This is a genomic window from Methylobacterium isbiliense (genome assembly GCF_022179325.1).
Lineage (GTDB): Bacteria > Pseudomonadota > Alphaproteobacteria > Rhizobiales > Beijerinckiaceae > Methylobacterium > Methylobacterium isbiliense.
In genome coordinates, this window is record NZ_BPQQ01000072.1 from 18528 (window position 1) to 38170 (window position 19643).

The following is a 19643-nucleotide window of genomic DNA, read 5'->3' on the forward strand; positions in this document are numbered from 1 at the left end:
GGGAGGGAGTATCCGGCCGGCAGCCGAGGGCGTGCATGATCGAAGCGGCGATGATCTGGAACGAGCCCAACAACAAGTCGCATTGGGATCCCGAGGTGGATCCGGGCTGGCACCTCTTTGCCGACACCCTCGCCTGCGCGGCCCGCGCCCTCAAGGACGAGGCGCCGGCACTGCCCACCGTGCTCGGCGGCCTCTCGCCGATCGACCCGACCTTCGTGCAGTTCCTCGACGCCAAGCGCGCCCTCGACGCGGTCGACGTCGTGGCGGTGCACGGCTTCCCGCTCGACTGGAATCTCTGGCAGATCGGCGAGTGGCCGCAGAAGCTCGCCGAGATGCGCGCGGTGACGCCCAAGCCCGTCTGGGTGACGGAGGTCGGGGTCTCCACCTTCGGCGCCGAGGAGGTGCAGGTCTTCGGCGTCGATCGCACGGCCGCGCTGCTGGTCGGGCGCACGCCGCGTATCCACTGGTACAGCCTCTACGACCTGCCCCAGGCCTGGGGCGCCACAACCCGCCACAAGGAGGCGGAGGGCTCCTCCTACTACCGCCACTTCTACATGGGGCTGCTGCGCGAGGACGGCTCGCCCAAGCCCGCCCTGGAGCACTTCGCCCGCCACACCCCGGCGATGGGCCTGTGCCAGTGGTTCCACTTCGAGGATCATCGCCTCGACGAGGCGGTGGCCTGGATGCGGCGCCTCGGCGTGCGCTATCTGCGCACCGGCCTGTCCTGGGCCGATTCCTTCCGGCCGAACGCCCTCGATTGGTTCGACCGGCAGATGGAGGCGCTGGCGGAGTTCGACGTGACGGTCACCTTCTGCTTCACCCCCGAGCACCGGGGCATCGCCCCCCATCACACCAGCGCACCGCTGGTGAAGGAGGAATTCGCGGAGTTCTGCGCCGCGATGATCCGGCGCTATGCCGGCCACGTCCGCCCCCGGGCGGATGCCCTGGCGATGCCGGTGCCTGCATGAGCGTCGTCACGGGGCCGCTCGCCGGGACCTCGCCCGCCGCCGAGGCCTTCCTGGCGGCCCTGGCGCATCCGGCCCGCGGCCGGATCGCGGCCGGGCACGCGGCCCTCGTGGTGGCCCATCCCGACGACGAGAGCATCGGCTGCGGCGCCCAGCTGCCGCGCCTGCGGGACCTCACGGTGATCCACGTCACGGACGGCGCGCCGCGCGACGGGGCGGAGGCGCGCCGGCGCGGCTTTCCCGATCCGGCTGCCTACGCGGCGGCCCGTGCGCACGAACTCGACGCGGCCCTTACGCGCGCGGGCGTGGAGCCCGCGCGGCGGCTCGCCCTCGGCTATCCGGATCAGGGCGTGCCGGAGGCGATCCCCGACCTCGCCCGCCGTCTGGCCGCCCTGTTCGAGGAGCGCGGCATCACGCTCGCCCTCACCCATGCCTACGAGGGGGGGCATCCGGACCACGACGCGGTGGCGCTCGCGCTCCAGGGGGCGCGTCGCCTGAGGGCCGGGCGGCTCGCGGTGATCGAGATGCCCTTCTATCACCGCGGCCCCGACGGTCCGGAGGCCGGCTCCTTCCTGCCCGCCCATCCGCCGCGGCGGGCCATCGCGCTCCACCTCGACCCGGAGGATTGCGCCCTCAAGGCGGATCTCTTCGCCGCCCATGCCTCGCAGGCCGCGATCCTCAACACCCTGCCGATCGCCCTCGAACGCTTCCGCGAGGCGCCCGATCATCCCTTCGACGCCCTGCCGAACGGGGGCCGGCTCCTCTACGAGGAAGGGGCGCGCGGCACGGGCGGCGCGCGCTTCCTCGCGCTCGCCAGGGCTGCCGGCGCGGCGCTCGGCGGCATCTGACGCAAAGCCTTCCGTCGGCGCGTGCGTTCGCGGCCCGAACCTGACAGGATGGCCGCGACGACCGCAAGCGGGAGGATCGTGATGAGCGAGACAGTCGACGTCGAGATGGTGAAGTGCGCCTGTCAGGACTGCGTCTGCGTGGTGTCGCTGGGCAAGGCCGTCATGCATGACGGCCGGGCCTTCTGCTGCGACGAATGCGCGGCCGGCCACCCGGATCACAGCGGCTGCAACCACGCCGGCTGCACCTGCCACGGCTGACGGGCGGGCCGATGCCCCGACCCTCCGCGGAGGGAGGGCCGGGCCGCGGATCAGTGGTCGTGGCCGCAGCCGGGGCCATGGACGTGCGGGTGATGCCCGTGCGCATGATCGTGGGCGTGATGGTCGTGGGCATGATCATGATGACCGTGCTCGTGATGAGCATGGCCGTGGGCGTGGTGATGCTCGTGGCCGCACTGGCTGTGGTCGTGGGCCACCACCTCCCGCTCGGGGCGGAAGGGGCGCGTCACCGGCGAGGCCGCGCAGCCCTGGCCGCGGACCAGCTCGGCCACCACCGGATCGGCCGGGACGTAGAGCACCTCGGTCGTCACTTCGGCCGGCACGTGGTTGCTGCCGAGCTGCCACGCGAGCCGGGTCAGGCGCGCCGGGTTCTCGGCCCGCACCTCCAGCAGCTCCTGCGCGGCGGCCGCGATGCGCACGAGGCGCCCGTCCTCCAGGCGCACGGCGTCGCCGTCCTCCAGCGTGCCGGCCTTGGCGAGATCGAGCCGGAAGGCGAGGCCCCCGTCCGCCGTCAGCGCGCCCTCGCGCCGGGTGCGGGCCGCATGGTCGAGCGTGATCGTGTCGGCGACGGCCTCCGGCCGGACGGCGGGTTTGCGGACGATGGTGGTGGCGCGCAGCATGGCATCCTCGCGGGCGGTTCCGGGCCTCCTCTACGCATCCGGGCGCGCGGAGTCACACCCTTTGCGCCGACAGTGGCCCGGATGCCGCGCCTGCCGCTTTTCCGTCCTGCCCGCTGACGGCGCAGGGAACGGCAACGCTGCCTCCTCGTTTGGCGTTCAGCTGCCGAACAGCTAGGCTGTTGTAAGCGGTGAACGGCCGAAAGCCGTCGCGCGGGCATTCGGGCGGGACCGGACACCGGGTCGCCCAGGGGAATGCGGCAGGACCAGAGACCCGGATCCGCCGTTCGTCCGCCCGGGGCGCGGCGGTGCCGGGCCGCAGCACAAGGGACGAACCTCATGAAGAAGCTCATCGCCGCCACGCTCGCGGGCGCCCTCGCGCTCTCGCTCGGCGCCTGCAACACCCCCGGCGACCGCGCGGCGGGCGGTGCCGCCCTCGGCGGCCTCACGGGCGCGGCGGTCGGCGCGGCGGCCACCGGCCGGGCGGGCGGTGCGCTCGCGGGCGGCCTGATCGGCGCGGCGGGCGGTGCCATCGTCGGCGCGGCCACGGCCCCGCAATGCCCCTATGGCACCTACCGCGATCCCTACGGCAACATCTATTGCCGCTGAGGCGTCGCGCGGGGGCCGGCGCGCCCGGCCCCCGCAGCATCCGGCCGCGGCGTAGCCCGGATGGCGGATTCCGCCCGGACGCGAACGGGTCTAACGAGACCCGGATGATGACGAACCCACCCCCTCGCCACCGCGCGGCGCCGTGCGCCCTCCGGGGCCAGCGATGAGCCTCGGCCTGTGGGGAAAGCTCGGCGGGGCCGGGCTCGGTCTCGCTGTCGGCGGCCCGCTCGGCGCCCTGATCGGCGCGGTGGCGGGGCATTTCCTCGTCGACCGCGAGGGCTCGCTGTTCGGCCGCACCCCGCGCGAGGTGGTGTTCACCACCGGCCTCGTGGCGCTCGCCGCCAAGATGGCGAAGTCGGACGGGGTGGTGACCCCCGCCGAGGTCGCGGCCTTCGAGGAGGTGGTGCGGGTGCCCGACGAGGAGCGCGCGGGCATCGCGCGGCTGTTCGACCTCGCCAAGGCCACCACCAGCGGCTTCGAGGCCTACGCCCAGCAGATCGCCGAGGCCTTCCGCGAGGAGCCTGCCCTGCTGGAGGACGTGCTCGACGGCCTCTTCCACATCGCCAAGGCGGACGGCGCGATCCACGACAAGGAGGCGCGCTACCTGCGGGCGGTGGCGGAGATCTTCGGCCTCGACGAGGCCGCCTATACGTGTCTTGCCGCCCGGCACGTGCGGCTTGCCGATGATCCCTACGAGGTGCTGGGCGCCGACCGCACCCTGCCGGATGCCGACCTCAAGGCCCGCTACCGGGCGCTGGTCGCCGAGAATCATCCCGACCGGGCGGTTGCCCGCGGCCTGCCGCCCGCGGCGGTCGCCATCGCCACGCGCCGCCTCGCGGCGATCAATGCTGCCTGGGACCGCATCAGTGCGGAGCGCAACCTGCCGTGAGCCGTCACCCATGAAGCCGACGCCCGAGAGCGCGGTCGCGACCCAGGTCGTCCCCTCGCCCAACCACGGCGAGCGGCGCCTGCCGGTCGACATGCTGATCCTGCACTACACCGGCATGACGGACGGGGCGGCGGCGGTGCTGCGGCTCTCCAACCCGCTGGCGGAGGTCTCGGCCCACTACGTGGTGTTCGAGGACGGGCGGGTGATCCAGATGGTGCCGGAGGCCCGCCGCGCGTGGCACGCCGGCGCCGGCGCCTGGGAGGGCGAGCGCGACGTGAACTCCCGCTCAATCGGGATCGAGATCGTGCATCCGGGCCATGCGGGCGGGCTGCCGCCCTATCCCGAGGCCCAGATCGTCGCCGTGGCGGCACTGGCGCGCGACATCCTGGGCCGCTGGCCGATCCGCGCCGACCGGGTGCTCGGCCATTCCGACGTCGCGCCCGCCCGCAAGCAGGATCCCGGCGAGGGCTTTCCCTGGGAGCGGCTGCACCGTGAGGGCATCGGCCACTGGGTGGCGCCGACACCGATCCGCGACGGGCGCTTCTTCGCCGAGGGCGATGCCGGCCAGCCGATCGAGGCGCTTCAGGCGATGTTCGCCCTCTACGGCTACGACCAGCCCGTCACCGGCCGCTTCGACGCGCACACCCGCGACGTGGTCGCGGCCTTCCAGCGCCACTTCCGCCCCGCCCGGGTGGACGGCGTGGCGGATGCCTCGACCATCACGACGCTGCGCGACCTGCTGGCGGCGCGGCCCGCGTGAGCCTGATCCGTAACGAGCAGACCACGCTCACCGCCGGATACCTCAACGCGGGCGCGAGCGCCTGTCCGTCCGCCGGGGTGGTGGCGCCGATCGCCGCCGCCGTGTTCGGGGCGACCGGTCCGGGCGGGCCGGTCCCGACCCTGACGACCGTGATCGGCGTATCGAAGTGTCTCGTCGGGAGCATCCTTCTGCACTAGGCGGCGCGTTACCTGCTCAGGAGCCTGCGGCCGTGACGGACATCCACCTGTTCGCCTTCGTGATCGTGCCGCTGACGGTTCTGGTGCTGGGCTGGATCCTGGCCTTCTGGGCGTGCTGGGTCGTGTCGAAGTAACGCGCCTGCGCATCCCGCGCCATTTCGGCGCGGGAGCGGGTTGCACACCGGATGTGCTGACCCTGCACTTGTTTGCTGCCTAAGATTGCGCCAGACACCGCCGCGGTGATCGGGGCGCGGCGACGCATGCCCGGTGGGCCGCCGGTCATCCTCGTGGCACCGTCAGATCTCCTTGCCCTTCGCGCGGCCTTTCGACCAGAGAGGCCGACAGATGCGCCGGCCCACGAGAACGGCGCGCATCCGAGGAACGCCGCATGTCCCACAAGCCCGGCCGCCCCTTCCTGCACATCCCGGGGCCGACCAACGTGCCGCTGCCGATCCTGGCCGCGACCGCCCGCCCGACCATCGACCACCGCAGCGCGGAGTTCGGCCGGCTCGGGCGCGAGGTGCTGGCCGGCATCAGGACCATCTTCAAGACCCGCAACCCGGTGCTGATCTACGCCGCCTCCGGCACCGCCGGCTGGGAGGCCGCTCTGCTCAACACGCTGTCGCCCGGCGACCGGGTGCTGATGTACGAGACCGGCCAGTTCGCGACCCTGTGGGCCAGGATGGCGCGCAAGCTCGGCCTGGAGCCGGAATTCCTCAAGGGCGACTGGCGCTCCGCCGTCGACGTGGCGGCGATCGAGGCGCGGCTCGCGGAGGATCGCGCGCATGCCGTCAAGGCGGTCTGCATCGTCCACAACGAGACCGCCACCGGCACGCTCTCGGACGTGGCGGGCGTGCGCGCCGCCCTCGACCGCACCGGGCACCCGGCCCTGCTGATGGTCGACACCATCTCGTCGCTGGCCTCCACCGACTACCGGCACGACGAGTGGGGCGTCGACGTCACGGTGGGCGGCTCGCAGAAGGGCCTGATGCTGCCGCCCGGCCTCGCCTTCAACGCGGTCTCCGACAAGGCGCTGGCGGCCGCCAAGCAGGCGCGGCTGGCGCGGGCCTATTTCGACTGGGAGGACATGCTGGCCATCAACGAGACCGGCTACTTCCCCACCACGCCGGCGGTGAACCTGCTGTTCGGCCTCAAGGTCGCGATCGAGACCCTGCACGCGGAGGGGCTGGACGCGGTCTTCGCCCGCCACGCCCGCGCCGCCGCGGCGACCCGCCGGGCGGTGCGCCACTGGGGTCTGGAACTCCAGTGCCGCGACGAGGCGCAGGCCTCCCCCACCGTCACGGCGGTGCGGATGCCCGACGGCGTCTCGGCCGACGCCTTCCGGGCGGAGGTGCTGGAGCGGTTCAACCTGACGCTCGGCGGCGGGCTCGGCCCGCTTGCCGACCGGGTCTTCCGCATCGGCCATATCGGCGATTTCAACGACCTGACGATCGCCGCCGTCCTGTCGGGCGTCGAGATGGGCCTGCGGCTGGCGGGCGTCCCGCACCGGGCCGGCGGGGCGGACGCCGCCCAGCGCGTGCTGGCGGGCGAGACCGAGATGCTGCGGGCCGCCGAGTAGTGACCGGGCGGGCGCCGGGACGGCGCCCGCCGCATCACCCGCGCGCCGGGCGCTCCACGCTCGCGTGCGCGGCGTCCCGGGTCCGCCACAGGCTGTAGGTGATCCCGCCCGCGAGCAGCACCACCGTGACCACCAGCGAGACCCAGGGCTCGATGTGGACCCACCCGAACGTGTCGGCCACCACGATCTTCGCGCCGATGAAGATCAGGATCAGGGCGAGCGCCGTCTTGAGGTAGGCGAAGCGGTCCACCATGGCGGCAAGCGCGAAGTAGAGCGCGCGCAGACCCAGAATCGCGAAAATGTTCGAGGTGTAGACCACGTAGGTGTCGGTGGTGATCGCGAAGATCGCCGGCACGCTGTCGACCGCGAAGATCACGTCGGCGCCGTTCACCAGCACCAGCGCGAGGGCGAGCGGGGTGAACCAGCGCACCATCTTCCCGGTCTGCGGGTCCGGCAGTCGGACCATGAACCTCTGCCCGTGCAACTCGGTGGTGATGCGGAAGCGGCTGCGCATCCACGCGGCGAAGCGCCCCGCCGTCTCGCCCTCGTCCGTCTCGTGGTTGCCCGGAACGAGCATCTTGGCGCCGGCATAGATCAGGAAGGCGGCAAAGAGCGTCAGCACCCATTCGGCCTCGTGCACCAGCGCCGCGCCGAGCCCGATCATCAGGCCGCGCAGCACCACCGCCGCCAGGATGCCCCACAGCAGCACCCGGTGCTGGTTCACGCGCGGGATGCCGAGGAAGCCGAAGATCACCGCGATGACAAAGACGTTGTCCATCGACAGCGACTTCTCGACCACCAGACCCGCGAGGTATTCCTGCCCCGCCTGCGGCCCGAGATGCCACCAGATCCAGCCTCCGAAGATCAGCCCGAGGCCGAGATAGAAGGCCGTGAGGAGCAGGCTCTCCTTCACGCCGATCTCGCGGTTCTTGTCGCGGTGCAGGAGGCCGAGGTCGAAGGCGAGGAGCAGGAAGATGACGGCGTGGAAGGCCAGCCACATCCAGACCGGTTTGCCGAGCCAGGCCATGTAGAGGAAATCGATCATGCGTCGGACCATCGATGCTTCGGTTGAGGAAAGCATCGGCTCCGACATCGCGAGCGCGCACGCGCAGCTCGCCAGAGGGGCCCGCAGCCGATGGGCACGGACTTAAGTTCGGCGTCGGACCGGATCAAGGGCGCCGGTCGCGCGCGTCCTCGCCGGCTTGACAGCGCCGTCCGCCCGCCCGCTTGGGTGCGGGCATGACGGACGAGACGAACGGACGCCGGAAGGCGGTGGTGGTCGGCGCCGGGCCGGCGGGCCTCGCCGCCGCGGAGGTGCTGGCCGGCGCGGGGCTCGCCGTCACGGTGGCGGAGCGGATGCCCTCGCCGGCCCGCAAGCTCCTGATCGCCGGCCGCGGCGGCCTCAACCTCACCCACGGCGAGCCGCTGGAGCGCTTCCTCGGCCGCTACCGTCCGCACGCCCCGCTCCTCGACGCAGCGGTGCGGGCTTTCCCGCCCGAGGCCCTGCGGGCGTGGTGCGACGGCCTCGGCCAGCCGACCTTCATCGGATCGAGCGGGCGGGTGTTTCCGCAGGCCTTCAAGGCCTCGCCGCTCCTGCGCGCGTGGCTCGCGCGGCTTGACGCGCTCGGAGTCGTCCTGCGCACGCGCACCCGCTGGACCGGATGGGGGCCGGACGGCTCCCTCGTGTTCGCGCACCCGGACGGGCCGGCGGCGCTGCGTCCGGACGTGGCCGTCCTGGCGCTCGGCGGGGCGAGCTGGCCGCGGCTCGGCGCGGACGGCGCCTGGGTGCCCGTCCTCGCCCGGGAGGGGATCCCGGTGGCGCCCCTGCGCGCGGCCAATGCCGGGTTCACGGTCGGATGGTCGGCCATCTTCGCGCAGCGCTTCGCGGGTGCGCCGCTCAAGCGCATCGCCCTGTCGTTCGGCGCGGAGCGGGTGCGGGGCGAGGCCGTGATCACCGCGGACGGGATCGAGGGCGGGGCGGTCTATGCCCTCTCGGGACCCTTGCGGGACGCCGTGCTGGCCGACGGCGCAGCGGTCGCGACGCTCGACCTGCGGCCGGATCTCGACGCGGCCGCCCTGGCGAAGCGGCTCGCCGCAGCCCGGCCGGATCAGTCGCGCGCCACCACCCTGCGCAAGGCCGCAGGCCTGAGCCCCGTGGCGGCGGGTCTGCTGCGCGAGAGCGCACGCGAGAGCGCAGGCGGGGCGCTCCCCGCCGCGCCCGCGGCGCTGGCGGGCCTCATCAAGGCCGCGCCCCTGCGGCTCACCGGCATCCAGCCCATCGCGCGGGCGATCTCCAGCGCGGGAGGAATCGGCTTCCAGGCCCTCGACGGGCGCTTCATGCTGAGGGCGCGGCCCGGGACCTTCGCGGCCGGCGAGATGCTGGACTGGGAGGCGCCGACCGGCGGCTACCTGCTCCAGGCGAGCATCGCCACGGGCCGCGCGGCGGCGGCGGGCGCGCTGGCGTGGCTCGCCGAGCGCTGAGCCCGGCCCGTGCGCCGCGCAGCCGGATCAGCCCGGGATCAGCGTGGCGACGTGGCGGTCCGCCTCGCCCTCGCTCGCCGCCAGCCCGGCCCGGACGCCGGCCCGGTCCGCCTCGCTCCGGTTCTGGCTCATCTTGCGCTTGCCCTCCAGGCGCGCGATCGGCAGCCGCAGGCCGACGATCCCGCGCAGCTGCGCGGCGATGAAGGCCGGCGGGGCGTCGTCCACCGCCCAGGCCCGCTCGCGCGCGCCCTCGTGCAGGTTCGTCAGCCGCGTCACCACCGCGAGGAGCCGGTCCGCATCCTCGAAGAACTCCGGCGTCCCGTAGGCGTGGACCGCGACGTAGTTCCAGGTCGGCACGACCTTCCCGGTCTCCTGCTTGGTCGCGTACCAGGACGGGGTGACGTAGGCGTCCGGTCCGGTGAACAGCACCAGCGCCTCCCCCTGCGCCGGCTCCCGCCACTGCGGGTTGGCCCGCGCGAGGTGGCCGTAGAGCACGCCGAACTCCCCCTCGGTCTCGTCGAGGAAGAGGGGAAGCGGCGTGCAGAGCAGGCCGGCCGCGGTGGCGGTGACGAGGTTGGCGAGCCGCACCGCCCGCATGGTCGCGTGGATGGCGGGCAGGTCGTCCTCGCGGAACGCGGGCGGGATGTACATCGGGGCCTCCTGGCGCGCGGCGCCGCGCATGGCGCCGCGCAGGCCTGGACCTAACCCAGGCACTGGCCCATCCTGAACGTCCAGTTCCGGCCTTTCTGCATGGACCAGTCGTCTGCCGCTCCATCCTCCGCCCGGCCCGCCTCCATCGGCGCGCGGATCTGTGCGGCGCTGAAGGCCCAGATCGCCGAAGGGGTCTACGGACCCGGCGCGCGCCTGCCCTCGACCCGGGCGCTCGCCGCCGAACTCGGGGTGTCGCGCACCACCGTCACGGCGGCCTACGAGCAGCTCATCGCCGAGGGGTATCTCGAGACGCGGCAGGGGGCGCGGGCGCGGGTGGCCCCGGGCTTGGCGGCACCCGGAGGGACGTCCGCCCACGCCGCTCCGGTCTCCTCCGCTCCCCGCCTCTCGGCCTTCGGCCGCCGGCTGGTCGCCGCTGCGGTGCCGCGCCATCCTGCGCCGGCCCGGTCCGTCGCCGATCTCCGCTACGGCGATCTCGCGGGCGAGGACTTTCCGGTGCGGGCCTGGCGGCGCGCCCTCGACGGCGTGCTCGCGCGCCGGCCCGCCCGGCTCGCCTATGCGGATCCGCGCGGCCTGCCGGAGCTGCGCCACGCCCTCCAGGCCTATCTGTGGCGGGCGCGGGGATTGCGCTGCTCGCCCGAGCAGGTCGTCGTCGTCAACGGCTCGCAGCAGGCGCTCGATCTCTGCGCGCGGCTGCTGCTGGACCCGGGCGACGGCGTGGTGATCGAGGATCCCTGCTACGGCGCGGCCCGTCAGGCCTTCGCGGCCGCCGGCGCGCGGCTCCTCCCGGTGGCGGTGGATCAGGACGGCCTGCGCACCGGGGCGCTCGCCGGCCTCGGCCCGGCCCGGCTCGCCTACGTCACCCCCTCGCACCAGTTTCCGCTCGGCGGCGTGATGGCGGTGAGCCGGCGCCGCGAACTGCTGGCCTGGGCGCAGGGCGCGGGTGCGGTGATCGTCGAGGACGATTACGACGGCGAGTACCGGTTCGACGCCCGCCCCATCGAGGCGCTCCAGAGCCTCGACCGGGCCGGCGTCGTGGTCTACGTCGGCACGGTCTCCAAGACCCTCTCGCCGCAGCTGCGCCTCGGCTACATGGTGGTGCCGCCCGCCCTGGCGGCGGTGCTGGCCGCCGCCAAGCACGTGGCCGATCGGCACACGCCGGGTCCCGAACAGGCCGCGCTGGCGCAGCTTCTGGCGGATGGTGGCTACGAGCGCCACGTGCGGCGCGCGCGGCGCCGCAACGGCGAGCGGCGCGCCGCCCTGCTGGCGGCGCTGGCCGAGACCCTGGGCGACCGCGTCAGCGTGTCGGGCGCCGCCGCCGGACTGCACGTGGTGGCGTGGTTCGACCGCGTGCCCGCGGCCCGCGAGGCCGCGATGGTCGCCGCCGCCCACGCGGCCGGCGTCGGCGTCTACCCGGTCTCCCCGCTCTACGATCCCGCCTCGGGCGGCCCGGCGCGGGCCGGCCTCGTGCTCGGCTATGCCAGCGCCGATCCGGCGGCGATCCGGGCGGGCATCGCCCGCCTCGCGACGGTGGTCGGGCGGTTCGAGGCGGCGCCCGTCACGGAGCCGCCCGTGTGATCGCACGGATCCTGTGGTGAAGGGCCGGCGCGGCGCCCGGGAGCGGATCATCCGGCCGTCGGCAAGATGCACCTCGCATCGCGGCCACACCCGTCGCGCTTCAGCCACTGGCAGACCCGGGGAGGCGCCGCCTTGCCCGCGGCGGCGCTGCCTTGGCCATCGCTTCCGTGGAACGGTTTGGCGCTCTCGACGATTTCTAAGCCCCGTCCGGATGCGCTCGCGCCGCCGGCGGCCCGACAGCATGGTGGTGCAAGGCGCACCTCCCCAATTCGGGAGTGCGAATGATCTCCGCAGCAGAGGCGCTCTCAGCGGCGCAACGAACGGAATACGCGGATCGAGGGAGAGAAGATCTCGATCGGCGGTTGGCACGACTGAGCCAGGCGGAGCGGAATGCTTTCTGGAAGGCGGTGAACAGTGCCTACATCGCTCGCCCGATCGGCTCGCCGCGGCCGGAGGAGAGCCGCGCCGCTGCGCCGCGCCCTGCCCCGCCGCTCCTTGAGGAGGTTTGCTGATGGCGCGACCCCATGATCCCCACGCCGATGCGCTGCGCGCCGCGCGCCGGATCGTCGAAGACGCCGGGATGAGGCTGGTTCAGGCTGCCCATCACAATGATCCGACGGCGATCGCGGATGCGTGCCACAACCTGGTGGTGAGCATCGCTCAGGCCATCGTGGATGCGGAACAGGCCGCAGCCGAGCAAGGCCAGCGACGCGAGGAGGCCCATGCCGTCGCTGCGGGCGAGGTGACCGCACATTGGCGGAGCTGGCCCGCCACGCTGTTCGGCGTGCCCGGCCGGGTCGCTCTGGCGGTCGAGACGAAGGAAGCGACCCGGGAAGCCGGGCCGCCGAGATGACGGGCTCCCGGCGCGGCGTCGCAGCCGCCTGACCTGTCGTCCGCCAGCCGGGGATCACTCCCGGCACGCAACACTCCATGCAATCCGCCTGAAAGCTTGCGCGCGTACAGGCAGGCGTGCGGGCTTCATCGTGCTCGTCTTCCCGCGTCTTCCCGCCCGCCCGAGTCCGAGCGCCCGCCGCAATCCACTGCCGGGCGCTTCCGACAGACGCCGGAGCGCACCAGACGCACGATCGGAGCGCTCGGATGCGGTCCCTGGTGGTGGCGGCCATCGTATGCCTGTCGGGAGCGGCCTTCGGAGCCGAGGCCGTTCCGTCGCTCGAAGCGGGGTCGTCCTACTTCGAGGCGCGGATCAGCCTGGCGCTGCTGGGCTGGGAGCCGCAGCGCGTCGCGTCCGCCGGCCGGGTCTGCTCCGGCGGGGGCGTCAAGTCCTGCGAGCTGTACGAGGAGATGCTCGGCTGCTCCGGTCTGGAGCAGCATCGCTGCCAAGCCATCTGGCGCAAAAACAATTCGGAGTTCTACATCGACACGGTCGGCACCGATCCGGTTTTCATCAGGATGAATACCATAAAATATATCAGAAATAGTGACGGTTCGGCCTCTTCGCTGAAATCGGAACAGAAATAGGCGCGCGATCCAGGTCCCGCGCACGGCCTTCACCCCGGCCGGGTCGGGCTGCTGGCCGCGCGAGGGGGGAGGCCGGAAGGCGGCATCGGGACCGGCCCGGCCCCGCGGCTCAATGCGCCTCCTGCCAGTTCGCCGCCGCCTTCGCCTCGACGGCGAGCGGCACGCGCAGGCGCACGGCGGGGTGGGGGGCCTCCTCCATCACCCGGGTGATGACCGGCAGCGCGCGCTCCACCTCGGCGTCGGGCGCCTCGAACACGAGTTCGTCGTGCACCTGCAGCAGCATGCGGGTGGTGAGGCCGGCCTCGGCCAGCGCCCCGTCCATGCGCACCATGGCGCGGCGGATGATGTCGGCGGCGGTGCCCTGGATCGGCGCGTTGATCGCCTGCCGCTCGACGGAGGCGCGCTCCTGCGGGTTGTTGGAGCGGATCTGCGGGTAGTGGCAGACGCGCCCGAACAGGGTCGTGACGTAGCCCTTGTCCCGGCAGGCCTTCTTGGTGTCGTCGATATAGGCGCGGATGCCGGGGAAGCGCTCGAAGTACTGCTTGATGAAGGCGGAGGCCTCGCCCTGCGGGATGCCGAGCCGGTCAGCGAGGCCGAAGGCCGAGATGCCGTAGATGATGCCGAAATTGATGGTCTTGGCCCGCCGCCGCAGGTCGGGGGTCATCTGGTCGAGGGGCACGCCGAACATCGCGGAGGCCGTCGCCGCGTGGATGTCGATGCCCTCCTCGAAGGCTTGGCGCAGCTGCGGGATGTCGGCGATGTGCGCGAGCAGCCGCAGCTCGATCTGGCTGTAATCGGCCGAGATCAGCTTGTGGCCCGCATCCGCCACGAAGGCCTGCCGGATGCGCCGGCCCTCCTCGGTGCGGATCGGGATGTTCTGCAGGTTCGGGTCGGAGGAGGAGAGCCGCCCGGTCGTGGTGGCGGCGAGCGCGAACGAGGTGTGGACGCGGTCGGTCCCGCGGTCGGCATGCTCCTGGAGCGTGTCCGTGTAGGTGGATTTCAGCTTCGAGAGCTGACGCCATTCCAGGATCTTTCGCGGCAGCTCGTGGCCCTGGCCGGCGAGTTCCTCCAGGAGCGTCGCCGGCGTGGCCCATTGCCCCGAGGGCGTCTTCTTGGCGCCGGGCAATCCCATCTTGCCGAACAGGATGTCGCCGATCTGCTTCGGGGAGGAGACCGAGAAGCTCTCGCCGGCCATCTCCTGGATCTCGGCCTCCAGCCGCGCGAGCGACTGCGCGAAATCGCCCGAGAGCCGGCTCAGCATGCCGCGGTCGACCTTGATGCCCTCGCGCTCCATGCGGGCGAGCACCGGCACGAGCGGCCGCTCCAGGGTCTCGTAGACGCTGGCCCGGCGCTCGGCGGCGAGCCGCGGCTTCATCAGCCGCCACAGGCGCAAGGTGACGTCCGCGTCCTCCGCCGCGTAGGCCGTGGCCTTGTCGAGGGCGACGCGGTCGAACGTCACCTTGGCCCGGCCGGTGCCGGCCACGTCCGAGAAGGTGATCGGCTGGTGGCCGAGATGGCGGCGCGCCAGCTCGTCCATGCCGTGCGAGCCCTTGCCGGCATCGAGCACGTAGGAGATCAGCATCGTGTCGTCGAAGGGCGTCACCTCGACGCCGTGGCGGGCGAGCACCAGCCAGTCGTACTTCAGGTTCTGCCCGACCTTGAGCACGGCGGGGTCTTCGAGGAGCGGCTTCAGACGCGCCTTCACGGCCTCCCAGGGGAGCTGGTTCGGCAGCAGGCCCTCGCCGAACAGGTCCTCGCCGCCGCGATGCGCAAGCGGGATGTAGGCGGCCCGCCCCGGCGCGGTGGCGAGCGAGACGCCGACGAGATCGGCCGCATGCGCATCGAGCGCCGTGGTCTCGGTGTCGACCGCGACCACGCCCGCCTCCGCGGCCTCGGCGATCCAGGCCTCCAGCCGCTCCAGCGTCGTGACGGTCTCGTAGGATTGCGTGTCGAAGGGCTTCACGGCCTCCGCGGCGCGGGCCGCCACGAGGCCGCCGGGGGTCGCCTCCGCGGGCGGGCGGGGCTTCGGAGGGGCGTCCGGCAGGCCGAGGTCGGCGAAGGGATCGGCCTCTGCGGCGGGCGGGCTCGTCGCCTCGTCGCCGAAGAACGGCGTGGCGTCGCTGCCGCCCTTGTCGTTGGCGTAGGCGGGCGCCCCGCCCGGCAGCAGCGCGGGATCGGGCCTGACCGCCTCCGGATCGACGTGGAGAAGGGCCGCGATCCGCCGCGTCAGGGTGTTGAACTCCATCGCCTTGAGGAAGCCGACCAGGCGCTCCGGGTCGGGCTTGCGCAGGCGCAGGGCGTCGAGGGGCACCGGCACCGGCACCGCCGTGTCGAGCTCGACCAGCCGGCGCGAGAGGCGCGCCTGCTCGATGTTGGCGATCAGCGTCTCGCGGCGCTTGGGCTGCTTGATCTCGCCGGCCCGCTCCAGCAGGGCCTCCAGGCTGCCGAACTCCTTGATGAGCGCCGCGGCGGTCTTCAGGCCGATGCCCGGCACGCCCGGCACGTTGTCGGAGGTGTCGCCGATCAGCGCCAGCGCATCGCCGATCTGGCCGGGATTCAGGCCCTCCCAGCGCTCGACGATGGCGGCCGCGTCGAGGTTGCGCTCGGGACGGTAGCCGGGCTTGCCCTTCTGGCCCGATTCGAAGTCGTAGAACCGCACGAGGTCGCCGACGAGCTGCATCAGGTCCTTGTCGGAGGACACGATGATGACGCCCGCGCCCCGCGCCTCCGCCTGGCGCGCATAGGTGGCGATGAGGTCGTCGGCCTCGTAGCGCTCCAGCTCGATCGGTTCGAGCCCGAAGGCCCGCACCGCGTCGCGCATCAGCGGCATCTGCCGCTTGAGGTCGTCGGGTGCGTCCGGCCGGTGGCCCTTGTAGTCCGGAAAGATCTCCTTGCGGAACGACCCCTCCGACTTGTCGAACACGATGGCGAGATGGGTGGGCTGGATCCCGGCCGCGCCGTCCTGCACGAACTGGGCGATCTTGGCGCAGAAGAGCCGCACGGCGCCGGTCGGCAGCCCGTCCGAGGGGCGGAAGTTGTAGCGCTCCGGCTGGTTGATCGACTGGAAGTAGGCCCGGAAGATGAAGGACGAGCCGTCGACGAGCAGCACCTGATCGCCGGGGCCGACGGGCTTGGCCTCGGGGCCGGGCTCCGCGCTGGGAGAGGCCGCGCTGGAGACCGCATTCGATACCGCACTCATGGAAAAGCACTCGCGGGACAGCCGGACCGGGGACCCGTTCTTAATCCGCCCCGGCGCGCCCGGCCACTGCGCAGGCCTATACCCTTGGTCGCGGCGCCCTTGGGCCGCGGCGCCCTTGGGCCGCGGCGCCCTTGGGCCGCGGCGCCCTTGGGCCGCGGCGCCCTGTGGCCGCGGCGCCCTGTGGTCGCGGCACACCACCGGCCGGCAAAGCGCGGTCGCTCCCCCGCCGAAGCTTGACTCGGGGCGGGGTGCGGCGGCTTCGTCTCCTCAGGACGACAACCGCGACGGGCCCTCGGGCACCGTCCCCGCGCAAGGCAGGAACCGGCATGCGCCACACTCCATTCCTCGCCGCCCTCGCGCTCGCGGCCCTGAGCGGCGGCGCGCTCTCCCCCGCCGAGGCGCGCTCCGCCCGCCAGGAGATCTCCCCGGCCGAGGAGCGCGAATTCCCCTTCGACGCGGACATCCCCGGCTGCCAGGACCTGGGCGTGCTGGAGAAGGTCTCCAACCAGTTCGCCGAGAAGGAGTCCAAGTTCTGGAACTCCTCGCTCACCATCGTCAGCTACGACCGGATCGAGCGCACAGCGTGGCGCCCCTACGGCGTGGACTTCATCCCGCGCCGCTTCTGCACGGCGGTGGCCACCACCTCGGACGGCGTGCGCCGCCGGGTCGACTACTCGGTGCGCGAGAGCACCGGCATCATCGGGGCGACCTGGGGCGTGGAGTTCTGCGTCCACGGCCTCGACCGCAACCTCGCCTACGCCTACGCCTCGGCGGATTCGTGCCGCGCCGCCCGGCCCTGATGCGGGCCGCACTCCTGGCGGGCAGCCTCGCGCTCGCGGGACTCGGGCTCGCGGCGGGCGCCGCCGCGCAGGAGCGGTCGGGGACCCCGGGCGAGTTCGACTTCTACGTCCTCGCCCTGTCGTGGTCGCCGACCTACTGCGCGCTGACCGGCGAGCGGCGCGGCGACGCGCAGTGCGATCCGCGGCGCGGGCTCGGCTTCGTGGTGCACGGGCTGTGGCCGCAATACACGCGCGGCTATCCGACCGAATGCGGGGCCTTCCCGCGCTCCCCCTCCCGGCTCGCCCTGGAGGAGGCGGAGGGCGTGTTTCCCAGCGAGGGGCTGGCCCGGCACGAGTGGCGCAAGCACGGCACCTGCTCGGGCCGGGACCCGGCCGGCTATTTTCGGGATGCGCGCCGCGCCCGCGAGGCGGTGACGCTGCCCCCCGGCTTGGCGAAGCCCGAGGGCGACCTGCGCCTCGCGCCGATCGAGATCGCCCGGCAGTTCGTGACCAGCAATCCCGGCCTGCGCCCCGACATGATGGCCGTGACCTGCAAGGCCGGCCGGCTGGAGGAGGTGCGGATCTGCTTCTCGAAGGATCTGCGCGGCTTCACGCCCTGCCCGGAGGTGGCGCGACAGAATTGCCGGGCCGGCGAGGTCGTGGTCGAGGCGGCCCGCTGAGCGCCGGCGGATCCCGGAACACCGCCCGCACGCCGCGACTTGGTCCCCGCGCGCCGGCCGCCGCGGCCGGCCCGCACCGACCAGGGAGGCGCGTACCATGCCGACAGACCCCGACAGGACCGGCCCCGCCGAACCCGGCGGCGGCGTCTCGCCCGAGACCCGCGCCGCCGGTGCGGCGCGCTCCTCGCCCCTCACGCCCGAGGAGCAGCGCGAGCTCGACCGGCGCCTCGCGCGTCCCACGGGCGAGCGCCCGGATGCCGGACGCGCCCCGGACCCGGACGACGCGGGCGGCCCCTTCGCGGAGGCCGACGACGTGCGGGCCGCCTTCGGCACCGCGGGCGCTCCGCAGGAGGGCGGCCAAGCGGGCGGACAGGCGGGCTATGGCGGCATGGGCGGGGACGGGACCGCGCATGCGGGCACCGCGACCCCGCCGGCCGGCCGCGAGGCCGCACCCGTGCGGATGGATGACGGCGCGCCGTCCGAGCGGGGCAACCCGGACGAGCTGGCGGGCCGCGACGAGACCCGCCGCAATCCGGCGCAGCGCGACGACCAGGGGCCGGGCGGCCACACCGTCTTCTCGAATGCCGCCCGCGACGGCCGCGAGGCCGGCCGGTCCCGCGATCCGCTTTCCCCTTCCGCCGACCGGGCGGGCGCCAAGGACACCCGCTGAGGCGGCTTTGAGCGCCCGCCTCCCGCGATGAGCGCCGACGCCGCGTCCATGGCGGCGCTCCTCGCGGCCGCCCTCCTCGGCGGGCTGGTGCGCGGCTTCACCGGCTTCGGCTTCGCGATGGTGTTCGTGCCGCTCGCGGCGAGCGTGGTCGGGCCGACCGCCGCGGTCGGCCTGATCTGGATCGTGGATGCGCCCTTCGCGCTCTGGCTCGGCCTTCTCTCGGCCCGCCACGCGGCGTGGCGCGAGGTGGTGCCGCTGCTGGTCGGCGCGGCCGTCAGCCTGCCTTTGGGCGTCTTGCTCCTCACCCGCCTCGATCCGGTGCTGGTGCGCTGGCTCGCGGCGGGCGCCATCCTGGCGGCGCTCGCAGCGCTCGCCACCGGCTGGCGCTACCGGACCGCACCCTCGGTCCCGCTCTCGGTGACGGTCGGGGCCGCCTCGGGGCTCGCGAGCGGGTTCGCGGGGCTGGGCGGCCTGCCGCTCGCGGTGTTCTGGCTCGCCAGCCAAACCGCCGAGGCCGCACAGGTGCGCCACAACCTGATGGCCTATTTCGGGCTCTCGACCCTGCTCTCGGGGATCGCCTTCCTGGGTGGGGGCGTGCTGACGGTCGAGCGGGTCTGGCTCTCACTCCCGCTGCTGCTCCCCTACGGCCTCGGCCTCCTGGCCGGCGCCCGCCTGTTTCACCGCGCCTCGGACCTGCTCTTCCGGCGCATCGCCTACGCGGTGATCCTGGCGGCGGTCTGCCTCGCGCTGCCGCTGCGGTGAGATCCCGGCCAAGACCGCGCCATCGCCTGCGACGGGCCTGCCGGTCGCATCGGCCCCGAAACGAGAGGAGGGCCGGATCGCTGTCGCGCCGGCCCTCCATCCTGGCAGTCGCTGCCAATGGCGTCATCGAGCCCGCCTGCGGGCCTCACGGCTTGCGCGCCCGTTCGGCATCCTGGATCGCCGCATCGTGGTACCAGCTGCTGCCATACACGATCGGGGGCATCCGGGGGGCCGTCTGGTCCGCCGCGGCGCGGCCTCCGGCCGCGTGAACCGGAAGGCCCGCCCGGCCTCCCGTGGGGAACTGATAGATCTTGGCCGATTGCGGCCTGGAACCCGTGGCCATCGAACATGTCTCCTTGTGCGGCGTACCTTCGCACGCTGGTCGCCGTTGTATATAACGTGCGTTGCGTATCCGTTGCACGGGATGCCGCGAATAAAAACACGTGTTGCTCAACATTAAAGCAGTTTTGTCTCTGCTCTTTCTGGCGGCATCTTGCAGGTGCGAAGTACAATGCTGTGCTGCCGGATGACGCGTTCGGCGTCACGCCTCTCCCGCGTGCAGTTTGCCCTAAGCTTGAGCGTTCTGCCTACAGCATGTGCATGCCG

At 73.1% G+C, this 19643-nt stretch carries 21 protein-coding genes; 16 read left to right on the forward strand and 5 right to left on the reverse strand.

The annotated features are described in order from the left end of the window. Positions 1 to 35: 35 nt before the first annotated feature. From MFF61_RS26570 to MFF61_RS26580, 3 genes are all read left to right on the forward strand, one after another. Entirely contained in the window at positions 36 to 968 is a 933-nt protein-coding gene (locus MFF61_RS26570) for a glycosyl hydrolase (RefSeq protein WP_238240707.1), read from the forward strand. Further along, entirely contained in the window at positions 965 to 1813 is an 849-nt protein-coding gene (locus tag MFF61_RS26575; RefSeq protein WP_238240708.1) for a PIG-L deacetylase family protein, read from the forward strand. Before MFF61_RS26570 ends, MFF61_RS26575 begins: the two co-directional genes overlap by 4 nt. 81 nt (positions 1814 to 1894) lie before the next feature. Further along, entirely contained in the window at positions 1895 to 2071 is a 177-nt protein-coding gene (locus tag MFF61_RS26580) for a metallothionein (protein WP_238240709.1), read from the forward strand. Positions 2072 to 2121: 50 nt separating this feature from the next. Here MFF61_RS26580 and MFF61_RS26585 read toward each other — a convergent pair whose 3' ends face one another. After that, the gene (locus tag MFF61_RS26585) at positions 2122 to 2709 is read right to left on the reverse strand and encodes an urease accessory protein UreE (protein WP_238240710.1); all 588 of its coding nucleotides are present in this window, start codon (positions 2707 to 2709) and stop codon (positions 2122 to 2124) included. A gap of 336 nt (positions 2710 to 3045) precedes the next feature. Here MFF61_RS26585 and MFF61_RS26590 point away from each other — a divergent pair, with 336 nt between their 5' ends. From MFF61_RS26590 to MFF61_RS26610, 5 genes are all read left to right on the forward strand, one after another. After that, positions 3046 to 3315 carry a YMGG-like glycine zipper-containing protein gene (locus MFF61_RS26590; RefSeq protein ID WP_238240711.1) on the forward strand — a complete coding sequence of 90 codons (270 nt, stop codon included), beginning with the start codon at positions 3046 to 3048 and terminating at the stop codon, positions 3313 to 3315. 163 nt (positions 3316 to 3478) lie between these two features. Then, positions 3479 to 4204: a J domain-containing protein gene (locus MFF61_RS26595; protein WP_238240712.1), complete on the forward strand. Its 726-nt coding sequence runs from the start codon at positions 3479 to 3481 to the stop codon at positions 4202 to 4204. Between the two features lie 10 nt (positions 4205 to 4214). Beyond that, positions 4215 to 4964: an N-acetylmuramoyl-L-alanine amidase gene (locus tag MFF61_RS26600; protein ID WP_238240713.1), complete on the forward strand. Its 750-nt coding sequence runs from the start codon at positions 4215 to 4217 to the stop codon at positions 4962 to 4964. Further along, entirely contained in the window at positions 4961 to 5161 is a 201-nt protein-coding gene (locus tag MFF61_RS26605) for a hypothetical protein (protein ID WP_238240714.1), read from the forward strand. Before MFF61_RS26600 ends, MFF61_RS26605 begins: the two co-directional genes overlap by 4 nt. Before the next feature lie 388 nt (positions 5162 to 5549). Then, a complete protein-coding gene (locus tag MFF61_RS26610) occupies positions 5550 to 6740 on the forward strand; it encodes a pyridoxal-phosphate-dependent aminotransferase family protein (protein WP_238240715.1) in 1191 nt (396 codons plus the stop codon). Between the two features lie 34 nt (positions 6741 to 6774). Here the strand turns inward: MFF61_RS26610 and MFF61_RS26615 are convergent, their stop codons facing one another. Beyond that, the gene (locus tag MFF61_RS26615) at positions 6775 to 7785 is read right to left on the reverse strand and encodes a TerC family protein (RefSeq protein WP_238240716.1); all 1011 of its coding nucleotides are present in this window, start codon (positions 7783 to 7785) and stop codon (positions 6775 to 6777) included. Between the two features lie 194 nt (positions 7786 to 7979). On the opposite strand from MFF61_RS26615, the gene MFF61_RS26620 reads away from it, so the two are divergent. Beyond that, the gene (locus tag MFF61_RS26620) at positions 7980 to 9221 is read left to right on the forward strand and encodes a TIGR03862 family flavoprotein (protein ID WP_238240717.1); all 1242 of its coding nucleotides are present in this window, start codon (positions 7980 to 7982) and stop codon (positions 9219 to 9221) included. A gap of 27 nt (positions 9222 to 9248) precedes the next feature. On the opposite strand, the gene MFF61_RS26625 is transcribed toward MFF61_RS26620, so the two are convergent. Further along, a complete protein-coding gene (locus MFF61_RS26625) occupies positions 9249 to 9872 on the reverse strand; it encodes an FMN-binding negative transcriptional regulator (protein WP_238240718.1) in 624 nt (207 codons plus the stop codon). A 99-nt stretch (positions 9873 to 9971) separates the two neighbouring features. Here MFF61_RS26625 and pdxR point away from each other — a divergent pair, with 99 nt between their 5' ends. From pdxR to MFF61_RS26640, 3 genes are all read left to right on the forward strand, one after another. Then, positions 9972 to 11468, forward strand: coding sequence for a MocR-like pyridoxine biosynthesis transcription factor PdxR (gene pdxR, locus MFF61_RS26630; RefSeq protein ID WP_238240719.1), 1497 nt, complete (start codon positions 9972 to 9974; stop codon positions 11466 to 11468). Between the two features lie 511 nt (positions 11469 to 11979). Then, positions 11980 to 12321 carry a hypothetical protein gene (locus MFF61_RS26635; RefSeq protein ID WP_238240720.1) on the forward strand — a complete coding sequence of 114 codons (342 nt, stop codon included), beginning with the start codon at positions 11980 to 11982 and terminating at the stop codon, positions 12319 to 12321. 245 nt (positions 12322 to 12566) lie between these two features. Further along, the gene (locus MFF61_RS26640) at positions 12567 to 12947 is read left to right on the forward strand and encodes a hypothetical protein (RefSeq protein WP_238240721.1); all 381 of its coding nucleotides are present in this window, start codon (positions 12567 to 12569) and stop codon (positions 12945 to 12947) included. Between the two features lie 109 nt (positions 12948 to 13056). Here the strand turns inward: MFF61_RS26640 and polA are convergent, their stop codons facing one another. After that, a complete protein-coding gene (gene polA / locus MFF61_RS26645) occupies positions 13057 to 16146 on the reverse strand; it encodes a DNA polymerase I (RefSeq protein WP_238240722.1) in 3090 nt (1029 codons plus the stop codon). Between the two features lie 326 nt (positions 16147 to 16472). On the opposite strand from polA, the gene MFF61_RS26650 reads away from it, so the two are divergent. The 4 genes from MFF61_RS26650 to MFF61_RS26665 all read left to right on the forward strand — a co-directional run bounded on the left by MFF61_RS26650 (position 16473) and on the right by MFF61_RS26665 (position 19037). Further along, positions 16473 to 16946, forward strand: a complete 474-nt coding sequence (locus MFF61_RS26650) for a hypothetical protein (protein WP_238240723.1) — start codon at positions 16473 to 16475, stop codon at positions 16944 to 16946. Further along, positions 16946 to 17605, forward strand: coding sequence for a ribonuclease T2 family protein (locus tag MFF61_RS26655; protein ID WP_238240728.1), 660 nt, complete (start codon positions 16946 to 16948; stop codon positions 17603 to 17605). The genes MFF61_RS26650 and MFF61_RS26655 overlap by 1 nt, the downstream gene beginning before the upstream one ends. Positions 17606 to 17702: 97 nt before the next feature. Continuing rightward, positions 17703 to 18275, forward strand: a complete 573-nt coding sequence (locus tag MFF61_RS26660) for a SclB protein (protein WP_238240724.1) — start codon at positions 17703 to 17705, stop codon at positions 18273 to 18275. Positions 18276 to 18302: 27 nt separating this feature from the next. Then, positions 18303 to 19037, forward strand: coding sequence for a sulfite exporter TauE/SafE family protein (locus tag MFF61_RS26665; RefSeq protein WP_238240725.1), 735 nt, complete (start codon positions 18303 to 18305; stop codon positions 19035 to 19037). A gap of 145 nt (positions 19038 to 19182) precedes the next feature. On the opposite strand, the gene MFF61_RS26670 is transcribed toward MFF61_RS26665, so the two are convergent. Further along, complete coding sequence (locus MFF61_RS26670) at positions 19183 to 19380, reverse strand: DUF2735 domain-containing protein (protein ID WP_238240726.1); 198 nt, start codon at positions 19378 to 19380, stop codon at positions 19183 to 19185. Positions 19381 to 19643: the final 263 nt, after the last annotated feature.

Bases quoted from the DNA above. Each gene is read 5' to 3' on its own strand.
- MFF61_RS26600 (WP_238240713.1), top strand. From the start codon at position 4,215: ATGAAGCCGACGCCCGAGAGCGCGGTCGCGACCCAGGTCGTCCCCTCG.
- MFF61_RS26670 (WP_238240726.1), bottom strand. From the start codon at position 19,380: ATGGCCACGGGTTCCAGGCCGCAATCGGCCAAGATCTATCAGTTCCCC.
- MFF61_RS26660 (WP_238240724.1), top strand. From the start codon at position 17,703: ATGCCGACAGACCCCGACAGGACCGGCCCCGCCGAACCCGGCGGCGGC.
- MFF61_RS26595 (WP_238240712.1), top strand. From the start codon at position 3,479: ATGAGCCTCGGCCTGTGGGGAAAGCTCGGCGGGGCCGGGCTCGGTCTC.
- MFF61_RS26580 (WP_238240709.1), top strand. From the start codon at position 1,895: ATGAGCGAGACAGTCGACGTCGAGATGGTGAAGTGCGCCTGTCAGGAC.
- MFF61_RS26610 (WP_238240715.1), top strand. From the start codon at position 5,550: ATGTCCCACAAGCCCGGCCGCCCCTTCCTGCACATCCCGGGGCCGACC.
- MFF61_RS26650 (WP_238240723.1), top strand. From the start codon at position 16,473: ATGCGCCACACTCCATTCCTCGCCGCCCTCGCGCTCGCGGCCCTGAGC.
- pdxR (WP_238240719.1), top strand. From the start codon at position 9,972: ATGGACCAGTCGTCTGCCGCTCCATCCTCCGCCCGGCCCGCCTCCATC.
- MFF61_RS26635 (WP_238240720.1), top strand. From the start codon at position 11,980: ATGGCGCGACCCCATGATCCCCACGCCGATGCGCTGCGCGCCGCGCGC.
- MFF61_RS26590 (WP_238240711.1), top strand. From the start codon at position 3,046: ATGAAGAAGCTCATCGCCGCCACGCTCGCGGGCGCCCTCGCGCTCTCG.
- MFF61_RS26640 (WP_238240721.1), top strand. From the start codon at position 12,567: ATGCGGTCCCTGGTGGTGGCGGCCATCGTATGCCTGTCGGGAGCGGCC.
- MFF61_RS26570 (WP_238240707.1), top strand. From the start codon at position 36: ATGATCGAAGCGGCGATGATCTGGAACGAGCCCAACAACAAGTCGCAT.
- MFF61_RS26615 (WP_238240716.1), bottom strand. From the start codon at position 7,785: ATGATCGATTTCCTCTACATGGCCTGGCTCGGCAAACCGGTCTGGATG.
- MFF61_RS26620 (WP_238240717.1), top strand. From the start codon at position 7,980: ATGACGGACGAGACGAACGGACGCCGGAAGGCGGTGGTGGTCGGCGCC.
- MFF61_RS26585 (WP_238240710.1), bottom strand. From the start codon at position 2,709: ATGCTGCGCGCCACCACCATCGTCCGCAAACCCGCCGTCCGGCCGGAG.
- polA (WP_238240722.1), bottom strand. From the start codon at position 16,146: ATGAGTGCGGTATCGAATGCGGTCTCCAGCGCGGCCTCTCCCAGCGCG.
- MFF61_RS26665 (WP_238240725.1), top strand. From the start codon at position 18,303: ATGAGCGCCGACGCCGCGTCCATGGCGGCGCTCCTCGCGGCCGCCCTC.
- MFF61_RS26625 (WP_238240718.1), bottom strand. From the start codon at position 9,872: ATGTACATCCCGCCCGCGTTCCGCGAGGACGACCTGCCCGCCATCCAC.
- MFF61_RS26575 (WP_238240708.1), top strand. From the start codon at position 965: ATGAGCGTCGTCACGGGGCCGCTCGCCGGGACCTCGCCCGCCGCCGAG.
- MFF61_RS26655 (WP_238240728.1), top strand. From the start codon at position 16,946: ATGCGGGCCGCACTCCTGGCGGGCAGCCTCGCGCTCGCGGGACTCGGG.